The following is a 16665-nucleotide window of genomic DNA, read 5'->3' as shown; positions in this document are numbered from 1 at the left end:
GCGATTCATTACATCCTCCTTTCGATCTGGTTGCGCGGCGCCAGCGTGGCCCGATGCTTGCTTGCAATGACGGCAAAGAGTCCGGCAGTTGACCGGAAGGATCCCCCGGAGGAGACAATGCGCGATGACGTAGAGCAGGCGGCCGGGACACGGGCCGCGCATCCCGCTGGCTGGCCCGCACCGTCGATCCAGAAGGCCCATGAGCGCTCGGAGACGTTCGGCCTGCAGGTATCGGCACGCCCCGATTACGACGTGCTGTCGAACGCGGCGCTGGTGCTCAAGCGCGAGCAGAGCCGGGTGCTGTGCGTGCACGCGATGCCGGTGATGGAAACGCTGCACGAGCAGATCGTCAATACGCAGAGCATGATCGTGCTGACCGACGCGGAAGGGCTGATCCTGCATTCGATCGGCGACGACGATTTCCTGCGCCGCGCGGAGAAGGTCGCGCTGCGCCCGGGCGCGAACTGGGCGGAGAACCGGCAGGGCACCAACGCGATCGGCACGGCGCTGGCCGAGCTGTGCCCGATGGTCGTCCACGGCGACCAGCACTTCCTGGCCGCGAACCGCTTCCTGACCTGTTCGAGCGTGCCGATCCTCGATCCGTACGGCGACGCGATCGGCGTGCTCGACGTGACGGGCGACCACCGCAGCTATCACCAGCACACGATGGCGCTCGCGAAGATGTCGGTGCAGATGATCGAGAATCATCTGTTTACGACGACCTTTCAGGAAACGCTGCAGGTGTCGTTCCATGGCCGCCCCGAATTTCTCGGCACGCTGATGGAGGGGATCGTCGCGTTCACCGCCGACGGCCGCTTCCTGTCGGCCAATCGCAGCGCGCAGTTCCAGCTCGGCATGCCGCTCGCCGCGCTGCGCGCGCACACGCTGTCGTCGCTGTTCGACATCACCAGTGCGCAACTGATCGACCGCATGCGCGCGAGCACCGACCGGCACCTGATGCTCAATCTCGGCAACGGCGCGGTGGTGTGCGCGCGCGTGCACTTTCGCCGCGCGACGCTCGCCGAAGGCAGCCGGCCGACGGACGTCCACGATGCGGGGGCGCCGGCCGCGCGCGCGAACGCGGCGCCCGCGCCGGCGGCGGGCACGTCGGCCGGCCTGTCGCGGCTCAACTATCTCGACACCGGCGATGCGCAGGTCGCCAGCGTGATCGCGAAGGTGCGCAAGGTGATCGGCAAGGACATCCCGATCCTGATCACGGGCGAGACCGGCACCGGCAAGGAACTGCTCGCGCAGGCGATCCACAACGACTCGCCGCGCCGCGACGCGCCGTTCGTCGCGGTCAACTGCGCGTCGATTCCGGAGACGCTGATCGAGTCCGAACTGTTCGGCTACGAGGAGGGCGCGTTTACCGGCGCGCGCCGCAAGGGGGCGATCGGCAAGCTGCTGCAGGCGAACGGCGGCACGCTGTTCCTCGACGAGATCGGCGACATGCCGTATCCGCTGCAGGTGCGGCTGCTGCGCGTGCTGCAGGAGCGTCTCGTCAACCCGCTCGGCTCGACGAAGACGATCCCCGTGGACATCGCGATCATCTGCGCGACGCACCGCGATTTGCGCGACATGATCGCGCAGAACCGTTTCCGCGAGGATCTCTACTACCGGCTGAACGGCCTCGTGGTGCGCCTGCCGCCGCTGCGCGACCGCACGGATCTCGCGGTCGTCGTGCAGAAGATGCTGCAGCGCGAAGCGTTCGCGGGCCCGGGCCGGCCGCCGCTGTCGGTCGCGCCGGACGTGATGGAGCTGTTCGTGCGCTGCACGTGGCCGGGCAACTTCCGGCAGCTCGGCAACCTGCTGCGCACGGCGGCCGCGATGGTCGACGACGACGGCGAAATCCGCCGCGAGCACCTGCCGGACGACTTCTTCGACGACCTGCGGCGCGGCGATGCGCAGGTCGTGCAGGCCGTCTCCGAGGCGTGCGCGTCGTCAGCCGCGCCCGCCCGGTCTGCCGTGGCGGGCGCGGGACCCTGCGGCGCGGACGCCTTCCCGCCCGCCGACACGCGTCTGCAGGATGTCGCGGCATCCGCGATCGCGGCCGCGCTGGCCCGTCACGGCGGCAATGTGTCCGCCGCCGCGCGCGCGCTCGGCGTGTCGCGCAACACGATCTACCGGAAGATGCCCGCGGCCGACGCGGCGCGGCACCCGTCTGAAGAAAGCTGATACGCGAGCCACGGCGCACCGGCCGGTGCGCCGGGTGCGCAACGTGTCACAGCCGGTGTGTCAAGTTGCAACACCGGTGTTCAACGATTCAACACCTGTCACCGCCCGGGCGCCTCGCGCCGTCCGGACGGCCGGGCGCATTCGCGCGAATCGTGTCGGCCATTCGTAAGGATTGCGTCCCGATGCCCGGATGACGGCCGTATGCCGCTGCGTGGCGGTGAAGGCAACGCATCGGCACGCTCCTTGCTGAAGAGGAAGCGACCGCTCGATCACCGCGGTTGTTCGACTCACGCAGCAACACATCGACTCATCGATTCATCAACTCAACAGGAGACACACCATGCAGTGGACGACACCGTCATACACCGACCTGCGCTTCGGCTTCGAAATCACGATGTACATCGCCAACCGCTGATCGCCGCGCGTGCCGCCCGTTTCGCCGTGGTCGGCGCGGGCGGCCTCGGGAGCTGACGCCCATGAAGATCAAGATACTCGGCTCGGGAGCCGGCGGCGGCCTGCCGCAATGGAACTGCAATTGCGCGAACTGCCGCCGTGCGCGCAGCGGAAGCGGCCACGTGGTGCCGCGCACGCAGTCGTCGATCGCGGTCAGCGAAGACGGCATCGACTGGGTTCTCGTCAATGCGTCGCCCGACATTCTTTCGCAGTTGCGCGCGGATCCGGACCTGCAACCGGCGCGTGCGATCCGCGACAGCGGCATCGCCGCCGTCGTGCTGTGCGACGCGCAGATCGATCACGTGACGGGCCTGCTGATGCTGCGCGAGCGCTCGACGCCGCTGCCGCTGTACGCGAGCGCGCCGGTGCTGGACGACCTGTCGACCGGCTTGCCGCTCGTGCCGCTGCTCGGCCATTACTGCGGCGTCGCCGCGCACACGATCGTGCCCGGCGAGCCATTTGAAGTGCCCGCGGCGCGCGGGATCCGTTTCACCGCGATCGCCGTCGACAGCAAGCCGCCGCCTTATTCGCCGCGGCGTGCGTCGGCCGCGCCCGGCGACAACATCGCGCTGTCGATCGAGGACGTCGCGAGCGGGCGGCGCGCGTTCTATGCGCCGGGGCTCGCGTCGGTCACCGACGACGTGCGCGCGGCCATGGACGGCGCCGATCTGGTGCTGGTGGACGGCACGTTCTGGACCGGGACCGAGATGATCGATCTCGGCCTGTCGGGCAAGCACGCGGCCGACATGGGGCATCTCGCGCAGTGCGCGGAACACGGGCGGCCCGGCATGATCGACTGGCTCGACCGGCTGCCCGCGCGCACGCGCAAGGTGCTCACGCACATCAACAACACGAACCCGATTCTCGATCCGCATTCCGTCGAGCATGCGCACCTGCGCGCGCACGGCATCGACGTCGCGCACGACGGCATGCAATTCCAGGTCTGACGATGAACGCACCGATCCCCGCTACGGCGTTGCACGCGACGCCCTGGACCGCGACCGAATTCGAGGCGCGCCTGCGTGCGCTCGAATCGCGCTATCACATCCATCACCCGTTCAACCGGCGGCTCAACAGCGGCGCCTGTTCGCCCACGCAGATCCGCGGCTGGGTCGCGAACCGCTTCTATTACCAGATCTGCATTCCGCTCAAGGATGCGGCGATCCTGTCGAACTGCCCCGACCGCGAGACGCGGCGCCGCTGGATCCAGCGGCTGATCGACCACGACGGGCAGGGCGACAACGAAGGCGGCATCGAGGCGTGGGTGCGGCTCGGCGAGGCATGCGGTCTGACGCGCGACGAGCTATGGTCGCTCGAACACGTGCTGCCCGGCGTGCGTTTCGCGGTGGATGCGTACGTGAACTTCGCGCGGCGCGCGCCGTGGCAGGAAGCCGTGTGCTCGTCGCTGACCGAGATGTTCGCGCCGCAGATCCATCTCGACCGGCTCGCGGGCTGGCCGTCGCATTACCCGTGGATCGAGCCGGCCGGGCTGCATTATTTCCGCAGCCGCGTGCCGCTCGCGCAGCGCGACGTCGAGCACGGGCTCGCGGTCACGTTGGAGCATTTCACGACACCGGACGCGCAGCAGCGCGCGCTCGGCATCCTGCAATTCAAGCTCGACATCCTGTGGTCGATGCTCGACGCCGTCGAAAAGGCCTATCCGCTATGAACGCGATCGAAGCCGCCAGCGGCGTGCCGCTGCGCCCCTGCCTCAGGGGCATGTACCGCCTCCAATGGGAGGCGGCCCAGGATGCGTACGTGCTCCTCTATCCGGAGGGCATGGTCAAGCTCAATCCGAGCGCGGGGGAGATACTCGCGCGCTGCGACGGCACGCGCGAACTGGACGACATCATCGGCGAGCTCGAGCGCCTGTTCATGCAATCCGATCTCGCGACCGACGTCTACCGCTTCCTCGATCATGCGCGACTGCGCGGCTGGCTCGACTGACATGGCGCCCGACACTTCCCGTCCGTCCGCGCCGCTGTGGCTGCTCGCGGAACTCACGTACCGCTGCCCGCTGCATTGCGCGTTCTGCTACAACCCGGTCGATTTCGCGACGCACGGCGCGGAACTGGACACCGACGCGTGGCGCACGGTCATCAGCGACGCGCGCGCTCGGCGCCGCGCAAATCGGCTTCTCGGGCGGCGAGCCGCTGCAGCGTGGCGACCTCGAGACGCTCGTCGCGCATGCGCGCGGGCTCGGTTTCTATACGAACCTGATCACGTCGGGCATCGGGCTGAACGTCGCGCGCATCGAGCGGCTCAAGGCCGCCGGGCTCGATCATATTCAGTTGTCGCTGCAGGATTCGACGCGCGAGCTGAACGATTTCCTGACCAGCACGCGTACGTTCGAACTGAAACGCGACGTGGCGCGGCTGATCAAGGCGCACGGCTACCCGATGGTGCTCAACTGCGTGCTGCATCGCTACAACCTGCCGCACGTGGGGCAGATCATCGAGATGGCGCTCGATCTCGGCGCCGATTACCTGGAGCTCGCGAACACGCAGTATTACGGCTGGGCGATGCTCAATCGCGATCAACTGATGCCGACCGTCGAGCAGGTGCGCGAGGCCGAGGACACGGTCAACCGCTATCGCAAGCTGATCGGCGAGCGCTGCAAGATCCTGTTCGTCGTGCCCGACTATTTCGAGCGCCGCCCGAAAGCGTGCATGAACGGCTGGGGCTCGGTGTTTCTCGGTGTCGCGCCGGACGGCACCGCGCTGCCGTGCCATGCCGCGCGGTCGCTGCCGGGGCTCGCGTTGCCGAACGTGCGCGACCGGTCGCTGCGGGAAATCTGGTACGACAGCGACGCGTTCAACGCGTTTCGCGGCGACGACTGGATGCGCGAGCCGTGCCGCACGTGCGACGAGCGGCATACGGATCACGGCGGCTGCCGGTGTCAGGCCTACCTGCTGGCCGGCGACCCGAAGGAGGCCGACCCGGTGTGCGCGAAGTCCGCCCATCACGGCCAGGTCGAACAGGCCGTGCAGTTCGCGCGACGTCGCGCGCCGATCGCCGAACAGCCGTTGGTGTTTCGCAGCAAGGAGAATTCGCTCGCGCAATGCGACGCGGCGTGCGAGCGCTGAGGCGCGCGGTCAGGACGAAGGCGGCGGCGCGCGACGCGGTGCTCGCGCGCCGCCGCGCCGCGCAGGGAGAAAACGGCGCGCCGCCGCCGATGCGGGCGCGCGTACCCACCGCATTCAATCTCGATGAATGACCGCGCACGCGCGCGCCATCACCCGTCATCCGCCTTCGCCTGCAAATCCTTCAGCCCCTGAATCACGACCAGCAGCGCGCGCCCGTGCTCGTCCGACCCGTCCCACGCGTCGACGATCGCGTCGCGCAGCAGGTCGTTGTACCGACGGCGCGACGGCTCCGTATCGACACCATAGAAACTGCATAGCTTATTGAATGGCGCGCTGCGGCGCAGCCGGCGCCCGTTCGACAACCGAAGGCGCGACACGGTGGGCTGGCTGACCCCGGAAAGCCTCGCGATTTCGCTGGACGAGCGTGTATCCGCCATCAGGCGGCGCAACAGGTCTTGAACGGGAAAATCTTGGTCCGGGGCTTCCATGCGATGCATTATACCTATACAGTTACGGCTGTTGAATGGGCTTGCTGTCAGCAGCGAGGCTGTATCCCGAGAAAGTTGATGACACTGAAACACCTCCCTCCCACGTTCTGCTGGACCAAGATCGGCACCGAGTCCGGCGAGGAGCTGCCGACCGTCGTACTTCGCAAGGAATGGGAGCGCCGGCTCGGAGGCGGGCGTTTTCTGTGGGGCATCAACCAGCCGCTCGGCAACAGCGCGCAAGTCGCCGCGCATCGCACCGGTTCGCTGCTCGCACTGTTCTCGCCGGTCGCGTCGCGTCCGCGCGCGGGCGAGCGCAAGGACGCATTGCTGTGGAATGCGTGGGTCGACGCAGGCGGGCAGGTGCGGCCGTTGCCGCCGCATACGTTCATCGCCAGCCGCTCGACGCTGCCGTCCGGCCGGCGTCGCGAGCAGCACTACGCGCTCGTGTGCGCGTCGTCCACGGCGCTGACGGTCGGCACGCAGTTGCGCGTGTTTCCCGATCACCTGCGCAGCGTGAGCACCGGCAAGCCGCTGGGCGCCGCCCAGGGGGGCGGCCGTGGTCGACTGCGTCGGGCGTGCGAAGGAACAGACGGGCAAGAGCTATCCGCTCGCGCTGTCGGTCGAGCTCGAAGCGCCGTATTTCGTGCGGCTGGCGCAGCCGTGCGTGCTGAAGGCGCGCGATCTCGCGGAAGTGAACAAGGCCACGCGCGCGGGCGATTTCGATCGCTTCGTCGAACTGGTCGCGCGCTTGCGCGGCCGTTCGCCGACGGACGCCGTGCGCGGCGTCACGCGCGATCTGTTCGACGTGCCGCCGCTCGAAACGGCGGCCGCGTATGTGGCGCCCACGCATGTCGCGCGCATGCGCCACCGGCCGGCGGTCGAGCATCCGCGCGATCTCACCGGCGATCTGTTCGACCTGTCGCCGGGCGAGGTGGCCGCGTTCGCGGGGCTGGCGCATCCGCGCATCGGGCGCGCGTGACGACCCACGCGAAGCCGTTCGCGCAAGAATTTGTTGCAATCTCGCCGTAGCGGTTCGGCGAGCGCGGCGCGACAATCGGCACGAAGCGCGCGGCGCGGCGGCCGATGCGTCGACATGCGACGGGTCGTGGTTCACGCCGCCGACATGCGTACCACGCACACTGGGCGTCGGCGTGCTTCACACTGCAATCCTGAGGGAGGAGTGTCGATGTCGACCCATATCCGTTCGCGGGAAGCGCGGGCCGCACAACGCTTCGTCGAAGCGACGCGCAACGTCGATCAGGCGTTTCGCGCCGTGCGCGGCGAAAGCGACGACGACGGCTCGTCGGCCCACTACGCACGCGCGATGTCGCGTCTCGATCGCGCGCTCGACGAGCTGGCGCGTGCACAGGAATTCTTCGATCGCGTCGTCGGCGCGGATACCGCGCACGGCAACTGACGGCTTCGTCGTTTCTCTTTTTCGCGCGTCGTGCGACGCGCGTTCATCTTCCTGCCGGGCGCGTTGCGCGGCATGCCGGTTCGTCACCCCGTTTCGATTCTCGACGTCAGGCCTTGCGGCCTTCGGCCGGATAGCCGCCTTGAGCGGTTGCCGTGCGTCGGCCCGCACGGGTCATGTCCGGTGCGGACGGCGCGGATGGCGCGGCGCGCGACGCGTAGCCGCGATGCTGGAACGAGGTCGCGAAGAACCGCATCTGGTAGCGGATCGCATTCGCCCAGTAATCCCACGTATGACCGCCCGGGCGCTCCGCATAGTCGTGCGGCACGCCGAGCGCGACGAGCCGTTCGTGCAGCGTGCGGTTCGAGTCGACGAAGGCATCGTCGCGGCCGCAATCGATCGTCAGGTCGAGATGCGCGCGCACGAACGCCCGCGCGTTTTCGACGATCACGTTGCGGTTCCAGAACGACGGATGGCGGCCGGGATCGCCGAACACGTGGTCGATGCCCGGCTCGTTCGCGCAGCAGCGCGGGTCGACCGCGCCGCTGATGCTGCCGACCGCGCCGAACGTGTCGGGCCGGTCGAGCGCGATGCGCAGCGCGCCGAAGCCGCCCATGCTGAGCCCGGTGATCGCGCGCGCGTGCTGGGCCGCGATCGTGCGGAAATGCAGGTCGACATAGGACACGACTTCGTCGCCGACGAAGGTTTCGTAGCGGCTGCCCGAATCGAACGGGCTGTCGATGTACCAGCTTTCGTGCCCGCCGTCGGGCATCACGAGGATCACGCGGTAGCGGTCGGCGAGCGCGGCGATGTGCGTGTTCGACGTCCAGTCGGTATGGTCGCCGCCCGAGCCGTGCAGCAGATAGACGACGGGATAGCGTTCGCCGTGGCGGTCGCGCGCGTAATCGTCGGGCAGCACGATGGTGGCCTTCAGCGTTTCGCTCATCGCGGCGCTCGGAATCGCGACGACCCGCGCATGAAATGCGAAGGCAGGGCTCGTGACGGCGAGCAGCAGGAGCAGCCAGAAGGTACGTGCCAGGTTCATCGATCCTCGCATGTGTCGATCCAGTCCGGCCGGGTGCCGGGAAAACCCTGTTCCGGCGACTCTAGCAACCGTGCCTTTCAACCATATTTCGGCGAATCCTACGGGTTGTCAGGCGGGCGGCTCGCATACGATGCGTGCGATGGCGGCGCGAAACGCGTCAGGTCGCTCGGCCGCGATCAGGTGCCCGCAGCCGGCGATGGTGTCGAAGCCGGCGCAGCGGGCGAGCGCGTGGGCGGGCACGTGCCAGCCCGCGCGCGAGCGTTCGCCGGCGATCAGCCAGACGGGATGACGCTCGAACACCTGCGCGAGCGCCGGCAGGTAGCCCGCCGCGCCCGTCGTCTCGACCACCGATCGGCCCATCGCGCGCAGCGTCGATGCCGGCTGATGCGCAAGCCAGCGGCGTGCGTCGGCGAGCTGGCCCGGCGACGGGTCGTCGATCGCGCCGCGCAGCCAGTCGAGCGGGGCCGCGCGCAGGCCGTCGAGCATCGCATCGGCTTCGTCGGGCGTCATGCGGCCGACCGAGGCCGACCAGAATGCATCGTCCAGCGTGAAATTGCCTTCGACGTTGACGATGCGCCGCACGCGTTCGGGGTGCGCGTGCGCGAACAGCATGGCGATCGCGCCGCCGACCGAATGGCCGACGACGTCGACCGGCTCCATGCCGAAGTGCGTATCGACGGTGTGCCGCACATGCTCGACCTGCGCGGCAAGCGAGATCGCGTCGGGCGGCGTGGTGCGATGCGCGCCGTAGCCGAGCAGGTCGGGGCAGAGGTGCGGGCCGCTCCAGCCGCGCACGTCGAACGTGCCGATGAAGCCGTGAATGAAGACGACGGGCGTGGGCGTGATCATGCGCCGTGTGCTGAAGGCAGGGGCGGCAATTCGAGCTCGGCGAGCAGTTCGTCGAGTTCGAGCATGTGCGTGCGGTCGTGGTCGAGCAACTCGCGCACGAGTTCGTCGAGCGACATGCGGCGGATGCCGTCGCGCAGCCCGCAGCGCGCGAGTTGCGACGGTTCCAGCGCGGCCGCGGCGACGCACAGCGCGGCACGGCCGCTGCGAAACGCCGCGACGGCGAGATCGAGCGGCTGCGCGAGATAGTCGCGTTGCGCGGCCAGCGCGGTGCCGTCGACGGATTCGATCACGGGAAGCTCGGCCGTGCGTACGGCCTCGATACGCGCGGCGAACACCGCATCGAGATCGCGCAGGTGGCACGCATGTTCGACGAGCGAGAAGCCGGTGCCGGCCGGGCGGCAGGTGGCCAGCGCCGCCGGCACATGCGCCGCGCAGGCGGCGAGTCGGGCCGGCATGCGGGCCAGCGCGGCGACGACGTCGGCGAACGGCAGCCGTTGCGGGTGCGCGCTGAACACCGCGCCATAACTGAACAGCGCACCGCCGAGCCGCCCGCGCGCCTGCACGACCTCATGGCCGCGGCGACGCATGACGTCGGCGACCATCGCGCCGCAGAACTGGCGGGCCGTCGTGTCGGCTTCGACTTCGGGGAATTTGCGCGCGATCTCGTCCTGGATCGCGCCGATCGCGGCGACGCCGACGCGCGACAGCGCCGCGAACTCGAGATAGCGTTCGGGCTGCTCGATCAGCGCTTCGAGCTGCGCGCCGAGTGCGGTCAAGCGGAAACGGTCGAAACGGGAATGCATGACGAAGCTCGGCATCGTAACGGTGCAAAACGATACGTTACTATGCCCGGCTTCGTCAACCGGCTCATTCGGGCGCATGCGAGGCTCGCCCGCACCGCCCGCCTGCTCCGCTCAGGGCTTCTGCCGCGCGTCGATGTCCGCGAGGATGCGCGCTTCCTGCTCCTGCAGCTCGGGCGTGAATGCGTCGCCGAAATCCTCGAGCTCGTACAGCGGGCGGATCTCGATGTCGGAGTCGCCGGGCATCGGGTTCGGGCAACGCTTCACCCATTCGACGGCCTCGTCCATCGATTTCACCTGCCACAGCCAGTAGCCCGCGACGAGCTCCTTCGTTTCGGCGAACGGGCCGTCGATGACCGTGCGGTTCTTGCCGGAAAAGTGCACGCGCTTGCCGTGGCTGCTCGGGCGCAACCCGTCGGCGGCGAGCAGGATGCCGGCTTTTGCCAAGTCCTCGTTGAACTGGCCCATCGCGGCCAGCATGTCGGTGTCGGGCATCCGGTCGGATTCGGAATCGGCGGTGGCTTTGACGATGACCATGACGCGCATTGTCGTATCTCCTTGAAAGGGAACGAGGGTGTCTGCCGGCCGGAGGCGGCAAACGCAGGGTTACGACAACACGACGCGCGGCGGCGACGCGAATCGACATCGCGGGAAAAAGTTTTCATCCGCGATGGAAACGGCGATGCCGGCCGCCGCTCTTGCCGCGGACGGCACGCGCACCAGGCACGCTGTGGATCCGATCGGCAAGCTCGCTGCGCGCCGTCACGTTTACAACAACACTGATGCGGGATGCTTGATGTCTGATGCGTCTGCCATATGATAGTGATGCTTGATGTTGGATGCCTATCAGGAGAGAGACATGCGCACCACTCTGGACATTGATGACGACGTCCTCGCCTTCGCACGGGAGCGCGCGAAGCCGGGCGTGAGTATCGGCAAGGTTATTTCCGATCTCGCCCGCGCGGCACTGCAGCGGACGACGAACCAGTCGAACCGCAACGGCTTGCCGTTGATACCGGTCTCCGGGACGGCACGTCCCGTCACGCCCGACATCGTTAATCAACTTCGCGACGATTCACTTGGATGACCTACCTGCTCGACGTCAACGTCCTCATCGCCTTGCTGAATCCTGCGCATGTTCAGCATGAGCCTGCACATGCATGGTTTGGACGGGTAGGTCATTCGGCATGGTCTACCTGCCCGCTCACCGAGAACGGCGTTATTCGGATCATCTGCAATCCGAAATACACGAATACGATGGGCTCGTATATGTCCGTAGCTCCGCTCGTCGCGCAACTGCGGTCGCATGCCGGCCACACTTTCTGGCCGGACGACGTGAGCTTGCTGGACGAACAGCACGTCGACGCCACCCGTTTGCTGTCGTCCGCGCAATTGACCGATACGTACCTGCTGGCGCTGGCTCGCGCGCACAAAGGCAAACTGGCGAATTTTGATCGGCGTCTGGTCGTCGACGCCGTGCCGAATGGCGCCAAGCACCTTGAACTGATTGCTTGACGCTCGATCGGAAAGGGCGCCGTGGCAGCGACGCTTGAACGGGTTGCTGTCGGTTTCTCGCGGTGCCTTCCAGCGGGACGGTCTTGTCCTCGGCGTCCTGAACAGCGCGCCTTTCGCCCGTGCCCTTGTTTGGAAAGTTCGGTAGTGAGGCCGGTGCAGGCCCGTTGCGAGCATGCACGGGCACGAGCGCGCGCGGCGGCGCATACCACTGTCACGGAGCGCCTCGGCAAAACTGGTATGCTGGTCCGCACCACGTTCACGCGGAGGGCGCCATGGCTGTCAAGGAAGTCTCGAAGAAGAAGTACCTGAAAATCCTGAACAAACGCTTGCGCGCGGAGCCGGCGGCCCCGGCCGGCGCATCGTTCGTGTTTTTCCCGCTCGGTGCGAAGGCGAAGCATGCGACGGGCGTCGTGTCCGGCGACGCACGCAGCAAGCGCGAGCTGGCCGTGATGGCGGCGGTCCAGCGCAAGGCGGCCGAAGAGTTCGTCGTCTCGGGCGCCTGACCGGCCCGGCCGGGCACGGCGCCGAACACCCGCCCGCCCCCGAACGGGCTGAAAGCCTGCGCGACGATCAGGACGCCTCGTCTGCCGCCGCCGCCGGATACCGGCCGCTGCCGCCGGCTTCGTCGCCTGCCGCCAGTTGTTCCAATGCGAGGCCCTTCGTCTCGATCCCGAGCGTCCACACGGCGATTGCCGCCGCGACGAACGACAGCGCGCCGAGCGTGAACACGCCGCCCTGGCCGAACACCGGCAGCACGACACCGACCACGTAAGGTCCGATCAGCGAGCCGATGCGGCCGATCGCCGACGCGAAGCCCGACCCCGTCGCGCGTGCGCCGGTCCCGTACAGTTCCGGCGTGTACGTGTACAGCGCCGCCCACATCCCGAACAGGAAGAACTGCATCGCGAGGCCCGTGCCGATCAGCAGCGTCGTGCTGCCGCCGTACAGCGCGCTCTGGCCGTACGCATACGCCATCGCACCGCCGCCGATCAACGACGCGATGCAGGTCGGCTTGCGTCCCCAGCGTTCGACGAGCCACGCGGCGCACAGGAAGCCCGGCACGCCGCCGAGCGAGATCAGCACCGTGTAGAACACCGATTTCGTGACTTCGAAGCCGGCCTGCTGCAGCAGCGCGCCGAGCCATGACGTGAGGCCGTAGAAGCCGAGCAGCGCGAAGAACCACAGCAGCCACACCATCACCGTGCGGCGACGGTACACGCCGCTCCAGATCTCGCGCAGCGCGCCGCGCCCGCGTGCGGCGGCGGGCTCGGCGAGCCGCGACGGCGGCGGCAGCGTCGTGACGCCTGCCGAGCGCATCACCTTCGCCTCGATCGTCTGCATCACCGCGTCGGCTTGCGCGTGCCGGCCCGCATGCTCGAGCCAGCGCGGCGATTCCGGCACGATGCGGCGCACGACCAGCACGAATACGGCCGGAATCGCGAGCAGCGCGAACACGGTGCGCCAGCCGAACTGCGGCAGCACGAAATACGCGACGATGCCGGCCGTGATGAAGCCGAGCGGCCAGAAGCCGTCCATCAGCGCGATCAGGCGGCCGCGCTTCTCGGTCGGCACGAATTCGGACAGCAGCGTCTGCGCGACCGGAAACTCCATTCCCATCCCGATGCCGAGCAGCACGCGATAGACGATCAGCGCGTCGACGCTCTGCGCGGTCGAGCACAGGTACGACGCGGCGCCCCACAGCACCATGCTCCACTGGAACACGGGCCGGCGGCCGAACCGGTCGGCGAGCAGGCCGGCCACGGCCGCGCCGAGCACCATCCCGAAGAAGCTCGCGCTCGCGACGAGGCCGGCGGCGGCCGTCGACAGCCCGAACTCCTTGCGGATCGAGCCCAGCACGAACGTCATCGTGCCGAGGTCGACCGAGTCGAAGAAGAACGCGATCGCGATGATGAAGAAGATGCGCTTGTGATAGCCGGAGAACGGCAGGCGTTCGAGCCGGGCGGCGGCGGAGGCGGGAGCGGTGGCGGCGGGCATGGCGTCCTCTGAAATGAAAAAGGGGCCGCGCAGCGCATGCTCGAGGGCCCCGATGCTTCACGTTCAGTAGACGCGACCACAAACTGCCGCATCAGAGGAAAAGCGCCGCCCGCTTGCCGAAATGCGTCATCGGCGGGCGGCGCGCGCGACGCACGCGTGCGTCAGTTCTTCAGCTTGTACCCGGTGCGGAACATCCACGCGACGACCGCGAGGAGGATCACGAGGAACAGCGCGGTCGCGGCGAGGCTGATCCACACGTGCACGTCGGCGATCCCGTAGAACGACCAGCGGAAACCGCTGATCAGGTAGACGATCGGGTTGAACAGCGTGACGACGCGCCACGCGGGCGGCAGCATGTCGACCGAGTAGAAGCTGCCGCCGAGGAACGTGAGCGGCGTGATGATCAGGAGCGGCACGAGCTGCAGCTTCTCGAAGCTGTCGGCCCAGATGCCGATCACGAAGCCGAACAGGCTGAACGTGACGGCCGTCAGCACGAGGAACAGCACCATCCAGACCGGATGCAGGATGTGCAGCGGCACGAACAGGCCGGCCGTGGCGAGGATGATCACGCCGAGCAGGATCGACTTCGATGCGGCCGCGCCGACGTACGCGATCACGATCTCCCAGTACGAAACGGGCGCGGACAGGATCTCGTAGATCGTGCCGGTGAAGCGCGGGAAGTAGATGCCGAACGACGCGTTCGAGATGCTCTGCGACAGCAGCGACAGCATCACGAGGCCCGGCACGATGAACGATCCGTAGCCGATGCCGTTCACGTCGCTGATGCGCGAGCCGATCGCGGAGCCGAACACGACGAAATACAGCGACGTCGAGATCACCGGCGCGATGATGCTCTGCATCAGCGTGCGGCGCGTGCGGGCCATTTCTGCGCGGTAGATCGCGCGGATTCCATGCCAGTTCATGCGTCAGGCTCCTTGCACGCCGTTGCGGCGGTTGTCGATCAGGCTGACAAAAATGTCCTCGAGCGAGCTCTGCGTCGTATGCAGGTCGCGAAAGCCGATGCCGGCCGAGCCGAGCGCGTTGATGAGCGTCGCGATGCTCGCGTCGTCACGCTGCGAATCGTACGTATAGACGAGCGCGGCGCCGTCTTCCGCGCGTTCGAGCCCGAACGGCGCGAGCGCGGGCGGTACCTCCGCGAGCGGGTGCTCGAGCTGCACGGTGAGCTGCTTCTTGCCGAGCTTGCGCATCAGCTCGCGCTTTTCCTCGACGAGCACGAGCTCGCCGCCGAGGATGATGCCGATCCGGTCGGCCATCTCCTCGGCTTCCTCGATGTAGTGCGTGGTCAGCAGGATCGTCACGCCGCTTTCGCGCAGCGAATCGACGAGCTTCCACATGTCGCGGCGCAGCTCGACGTCGACGCCGGCCGTCGGTTCGTCGAGGAACAGGATGCGCGGCTCGTGCGACAGCGCCTTCGCGATCATCACGCGGCGCTTCATGCCGCCCGACAGCGTCATCAGCTTGTTGTCACGCTTGTCCCACAGCGACAGCGCCTTCAGCGTCTTCTCGATGTACGCGGGATCGGGCGCCTTGCCGAACAGGCCGCGGCTGAACGACACGGTGGCCCAGACGCTTTCGAACGCGTCGGTGGTCAGCTCCTGCGGCACGAGGCCGATCATTTCGCGGGCCGCGCGGTATTGATCGCGGATGTCGTGGCCGCCGACCGTCACGCGGCCTTCGGTCGGCGTGACGATGCCGCAGATCGAGCCGATCAGCGTCGTCTTGCCGGCGCCGTTCGGCCCGAGCAGCGCGAAAATCTCGCCGGGGCGGATGTCGAGGGTCACGTGCTTCAGCGCCTGGAAGCCGGACGCGTAAGTCTTGGAGAGGTCGGAGACGGAAAGGATCGGTTGCATGCTCACGGATGGCACGGCCGCCCGGTGCGACGGCGGGCGCCGCGCGTGCCCGGCGCCGCCGCCGCTGCGCAGCGGCCGGGACCGGGAACGGCATGGCGAACGGGCGTCATGTCGAACGGCAGGGTGGTGCGGGATCGCGGGACCGCCATATTAGCAATCGGCACATCGAAATGCATTCTGATGGAAAAGTCGGGCAGCGTCGGTGCCGGATTTGCGTGGATTACGTGCGGATTTCCCAATGATTCGATGTTTTAGTTGAAAGATGCGAACAATCGGGGTTCTTTTCCGTGTATCGGGCCGCGCCCGGCGTGGCTGCCCGACATGCCGACCGACTGTGCTGCCTGCCGGCCGTCGCGCCGTACCGGGACGGCACATGCGGCGCTCGCGATAATGCGTTCCTTTCATCGTGATAGGGAGCGGCGCGCATGTCCTTGGTCGATTTCAAATCCGTGGCGGACGCACAGGCCGCCGCATGGAAATCCACGATCGTCGGCGAAGTGGGGCCGGCCCGGATCAAGGTATTGCGCATGGATGCGCAGCCTTACCAAGCGGAAGTGCACGACTACAACGAGGGGCTGCTGGTGCTCGACGGCACGCTGATGCTCGAGGTCGACGGAGAAACGGTCGTGGTCGGGGCCGGACAGATGTACCTCGCGCACGCCGGCACGCGCCACGCGGTGCTGCCCGGCAGCCACGGCACGCTCGCGATCATCGACGTGTGAGGTTGCGCCGCAGCATGCGTGCGTGCCGCCCAGGGCCGGCCGGCTTGGCTCGGCGAGGATTGGCGGCTGCCGTTCAAACGCGCGTTCCACGGGCCGGGTATTTGTCTGAGCAAATAAAATGAAGGCCGTTTGAAAATCTGTTAAATACCGTACAAACGCTAGGATTGCGCGGGTTCATTCGTTTGGAACTCTGCATCCATTTACTTGTGGGAATGGTCCGATCATAGTCTCGACGAACGACGCATCACGATA

The 16665-nt window shown here is 67.5% G+C and carries 18 protein-coding genes and 2 pseudogenes; 12 read left to right on the top strand and 8 right to left on the bottom strand.

The features are described from left to right. Window positions 1-117: 117 nt before the first annotated feature. From LGN10_RS00965 to pqqE, 6 genes and pseudogenes are all read left to right on the top strand, one after another. A complete protein-coding gene (locus LGN10_RS00965; RefSeq protein WP_226221246.1) occupies window positions 118-2175 on the top strand; it encodes a sigma-54-dependent Fis family transcriptional regulator in 2058 nt (685 codons plus the stop codon). Between the two features lie 340 nt (window positions 2176-2515). Further along, window positions 2516-2590, top strand: coding sequence for a pyrroloquinoline quinone precursor peptide PqqA (pqqA, locus tag LGN10_RS00960; protein ID WP_006485436.1), 75 nt, complete (start codon window positions 2516-2518; stop codon window positions 2588-2590). A gap of 61 nt (window positions 2591-2651) precedes the next feature. Then, window positions 2652-3575 (top strand): pyrroloquinoline quinone biosynthesis protein PqqB, encoded by a 924-nt coding sequence (gene pqqB, locus LGN10_RS00955; RefSeq protein ID WP_059583258.1) that lies wholly within the window; start codon window positions 2652-2654, stop codon window positions 3573-3575. A gap of 2 nt (window positions 3576-3577) precedes the next feature. Next, window positions 3578-4297 carry a pyrroloquinoline-quinone synthase PqqC gene (gene pqqC, locus LGN10_RS00950; protein ID WP_059583257.1) on the top strand — a complete coding sequence of 240 codons (720 nt, stop codon included), beginning with the start codon at window positions 3578-3580 and terminating at the stop codon, window positions 4295-4297. Then, complete coding sequence (gene pqqD / locus LGN10_RS00945) at window positions 4294-4575, top strand: pyrroloquinoline quinone biosynthesis peptide chaperone PqqD (protein ID WP_006480620.1); 282 nt, start codon at window positions 4294-4296, stop codon at window positions 4573-4575. The genes pqqC and pqqD overlap by 4 nt, the downstream gene beginning before the upstream one ends. Before the next feature lies 1 nt (window position 4576). Then, window positions 4577-5714: pseudogene (pqqE, locus tag LGN10_RS00940) on the top strand (pyrroloquinoline quinone biosynthesis protein PqqE). 149 nt (window positions 5715-5863) lie between these two features. On the opposite strand, the gene LGN10_RS00935 reads toward pqqE, so the two are convergent. Then, complete coding sequence (locus LGN10_RS00935) at window positions 5864-6202, bottom strand: helix-turn-helix domain-containing protein (protein WP_012339501.1); 339 nt, start codon at window positions 6200-6202, stop codon at window positions 5864-5866. 78 nt (window positions 6203-6280) lie between these two features. Between LGN10_RS00935 and LGN10_RS00930 the strand changes: the two are divergent. Both LGN10_RS00930 and LGN10_RS00925 read left to right on the top strand, forming a co-directional pair. After that, window positions 6281-7181 (top strand): annotated as a pseudogene (locus LGN10_RS00930) (hypothetical protein). Between the two features lie 207 nt (window positions 7182-7388). After that, the gene (locus tag LGN10_RS00925; protein ID WP_059583251.1) at window positions 7389-7619 is read left to right on the top strand and encodes a hypothetical protein; all 231 of its coding nucleotides are present in this window, start codon (window positions 7389-7391) and stop codon (window positions 7617-7619) included. Between the two features lie 106 nt (window positions 7620-7725). Here LGN10_RS00925 and LGN10_RS00920 read toward each other — a convergent pair whose 3' ends face one another. The 4 genes from LGN10_RS00920 to LGN10_RS00905 form a co-directional block, all read right to left on the bottom strand. Continuing rightward, window positions 7726-8661 (bottom strand): alpha/beta hydrolase, encoded by a 936-nt coding sequence (locus LGN10_RS00920; RefSeq protein WP_226221245.1) that lies wholly within the window; start codon window positions 8659-8661, stop codon window positions 7726-7728. Window positions 8662-8769: 108 nt separating this feature from the next. Continuing rightward, entirely contained in the window at window positions 8770-9510 is a 741-nt protein-coding gene (locus LGN10_RS00915) for an alpha/beta fold hydrolase (protein ID WP_226221243.1), read from the bottom strand. Continuing rightward, window positions 9507-10313 (bottom strand): DinB family protein, encoded by an 807-nt coding sequence (locus tag LGN10_RS00910; protein ID WP_226221241.1) that lies wholly within the window; start codon window positions 10311-10313, stop codon window positions 9507-9509. The genes LGN10_RS00915 and LGN10_RS00910 overlap by 4 nt, the downstream gene beginning before the upstream one ends. A 111-nt stretch (window positions 10314-10424) precedes the next feature. Then, window positions 10425-10856 (bottom strand): YciI family protein, encoded by a 432-nt coding sequence (locus tag LGN10_RS00905; RefSeq protein WP_060011989.1) that lies wholly within the window; start codon window positions 10854-10856, stop codon window positions 10425-10427. Window positions 10857-11169: 313 nt separating this feature from the next. Between LGN10_RS00905 and LGN10_RS00900 the strand changes: the two genes are divergently transcribed. From LGN10_RS00900 to LGN10_RS00890, 3 genes are all read left to right on the top strand, one after another. After that, complete coding sequence (locus LGN10_RS00900; protein WP_179231791.1) at window positions 11170-11397, top strand: CopG family transcriptional regulator; 228 nt, start codon at window positions 11170-11172, stop codon at window positions 11395-11397. Further along, window positions 11394-11825, top strand: coding sequence for a TA system VapC family ribonuclease toxin (locus LGN10_RS00895; protein ID WP_059583245.1), 432 nt, complete (start codon window positions 11394-11396; stop codon window positions 11823-11825). Before LGN10_RS00900 ends, LGN10_RS00895 begins: the two co-directional genes overlap by 4 nt. Before the next feature lie 272 nt (window positions 11826-12097). Then, window positions 12098-12328 (top strand): hypothetical protein, encoded by a 231-nt coding sequence (locus LGN10_RS00890; protein ID WP_059583243.1) that lies wholly within the window; start codon window positions 12098-12100, stop codon window positions 12326-12328. A gap of 67 nt (window positions 12329-12395) precedes the next feature. On the opposite strand, the gene LGN10_RS00885 is transcribed toward LGN10_RS00890, so the two are convergent. The 3 genes from LGN10_RS00885 to LGN10_RS00875 all read right to left on the bottom strand — a co-directional run bounded on the left by LGN10_RS00885 (window position 12396) and on the right by LGN10_RS00875 (window position 15691). After that, window positions 12396-13820, bottom strand: a complete 1425-nt coding sequence (locus LGN10_RS00885) for an MFS transporter (protein ID WP_226221239.1) — start codon at window positions 13818-13820, stop codon at window positions 12396-12398. A 161-nt stretch (window positions 13821-13981) separates the two neighbouring features. After that, window positions 13982-14743: an ABC transporter permease gene (locus tag LGN10_RS00880; RefSeq protein ID WP_059583240.1), complete on the bottom strand. Its 762-nt coding sequence runs from the start codon at window positions 14741-14743 to the stop codon at window positions 13982-13984. A 3-nt stretch (window positions 14744-14746) separates the two neighbouring features. Then, window positions 14747-15691 (bottom strand): ABC transporter ATP-binding protein, encoded by a 945-nt coding sequence (locus LGN10_RS00875; RefSeq protein ID WP_059642345.1) that lies wholly within the window; start codon window positions 15689-15691, stop codon window positions 14747-14749. Between the two features lie 425 nt (window positions 15692-16116). Here LGN10_RS00875 and LGN10_RS00870 point away from each other — a divergent pair, with 425 nt between their 5' ends. Then, window positions 16117-16413 (top strand): cupin domain-containing protein, encoded by a 297-nt coding sequence (locus LGN10_RS00870; RefSeq protein WP_059583237.1) that lies wholly within the window; start codon window positions 16117-16119, stop codon window positions 16411-16413. Window positions 16414-16665: the final 252 nt, after the last annotated feature.

The organism is Burkholderia sp. AU32262, from assembly GCF_020419985.1.
GTDB classification, from domain to species: domain Bacteria; phylum Pseudomonadota; class Gammaproteobacteria; order Burkholderiales; family Burkholderiaceae; genus Burkholderia; species Burkholderia semiarida.
This window is presented reverse-complemented; position numbering and strand designations above follow the sequence as displayed.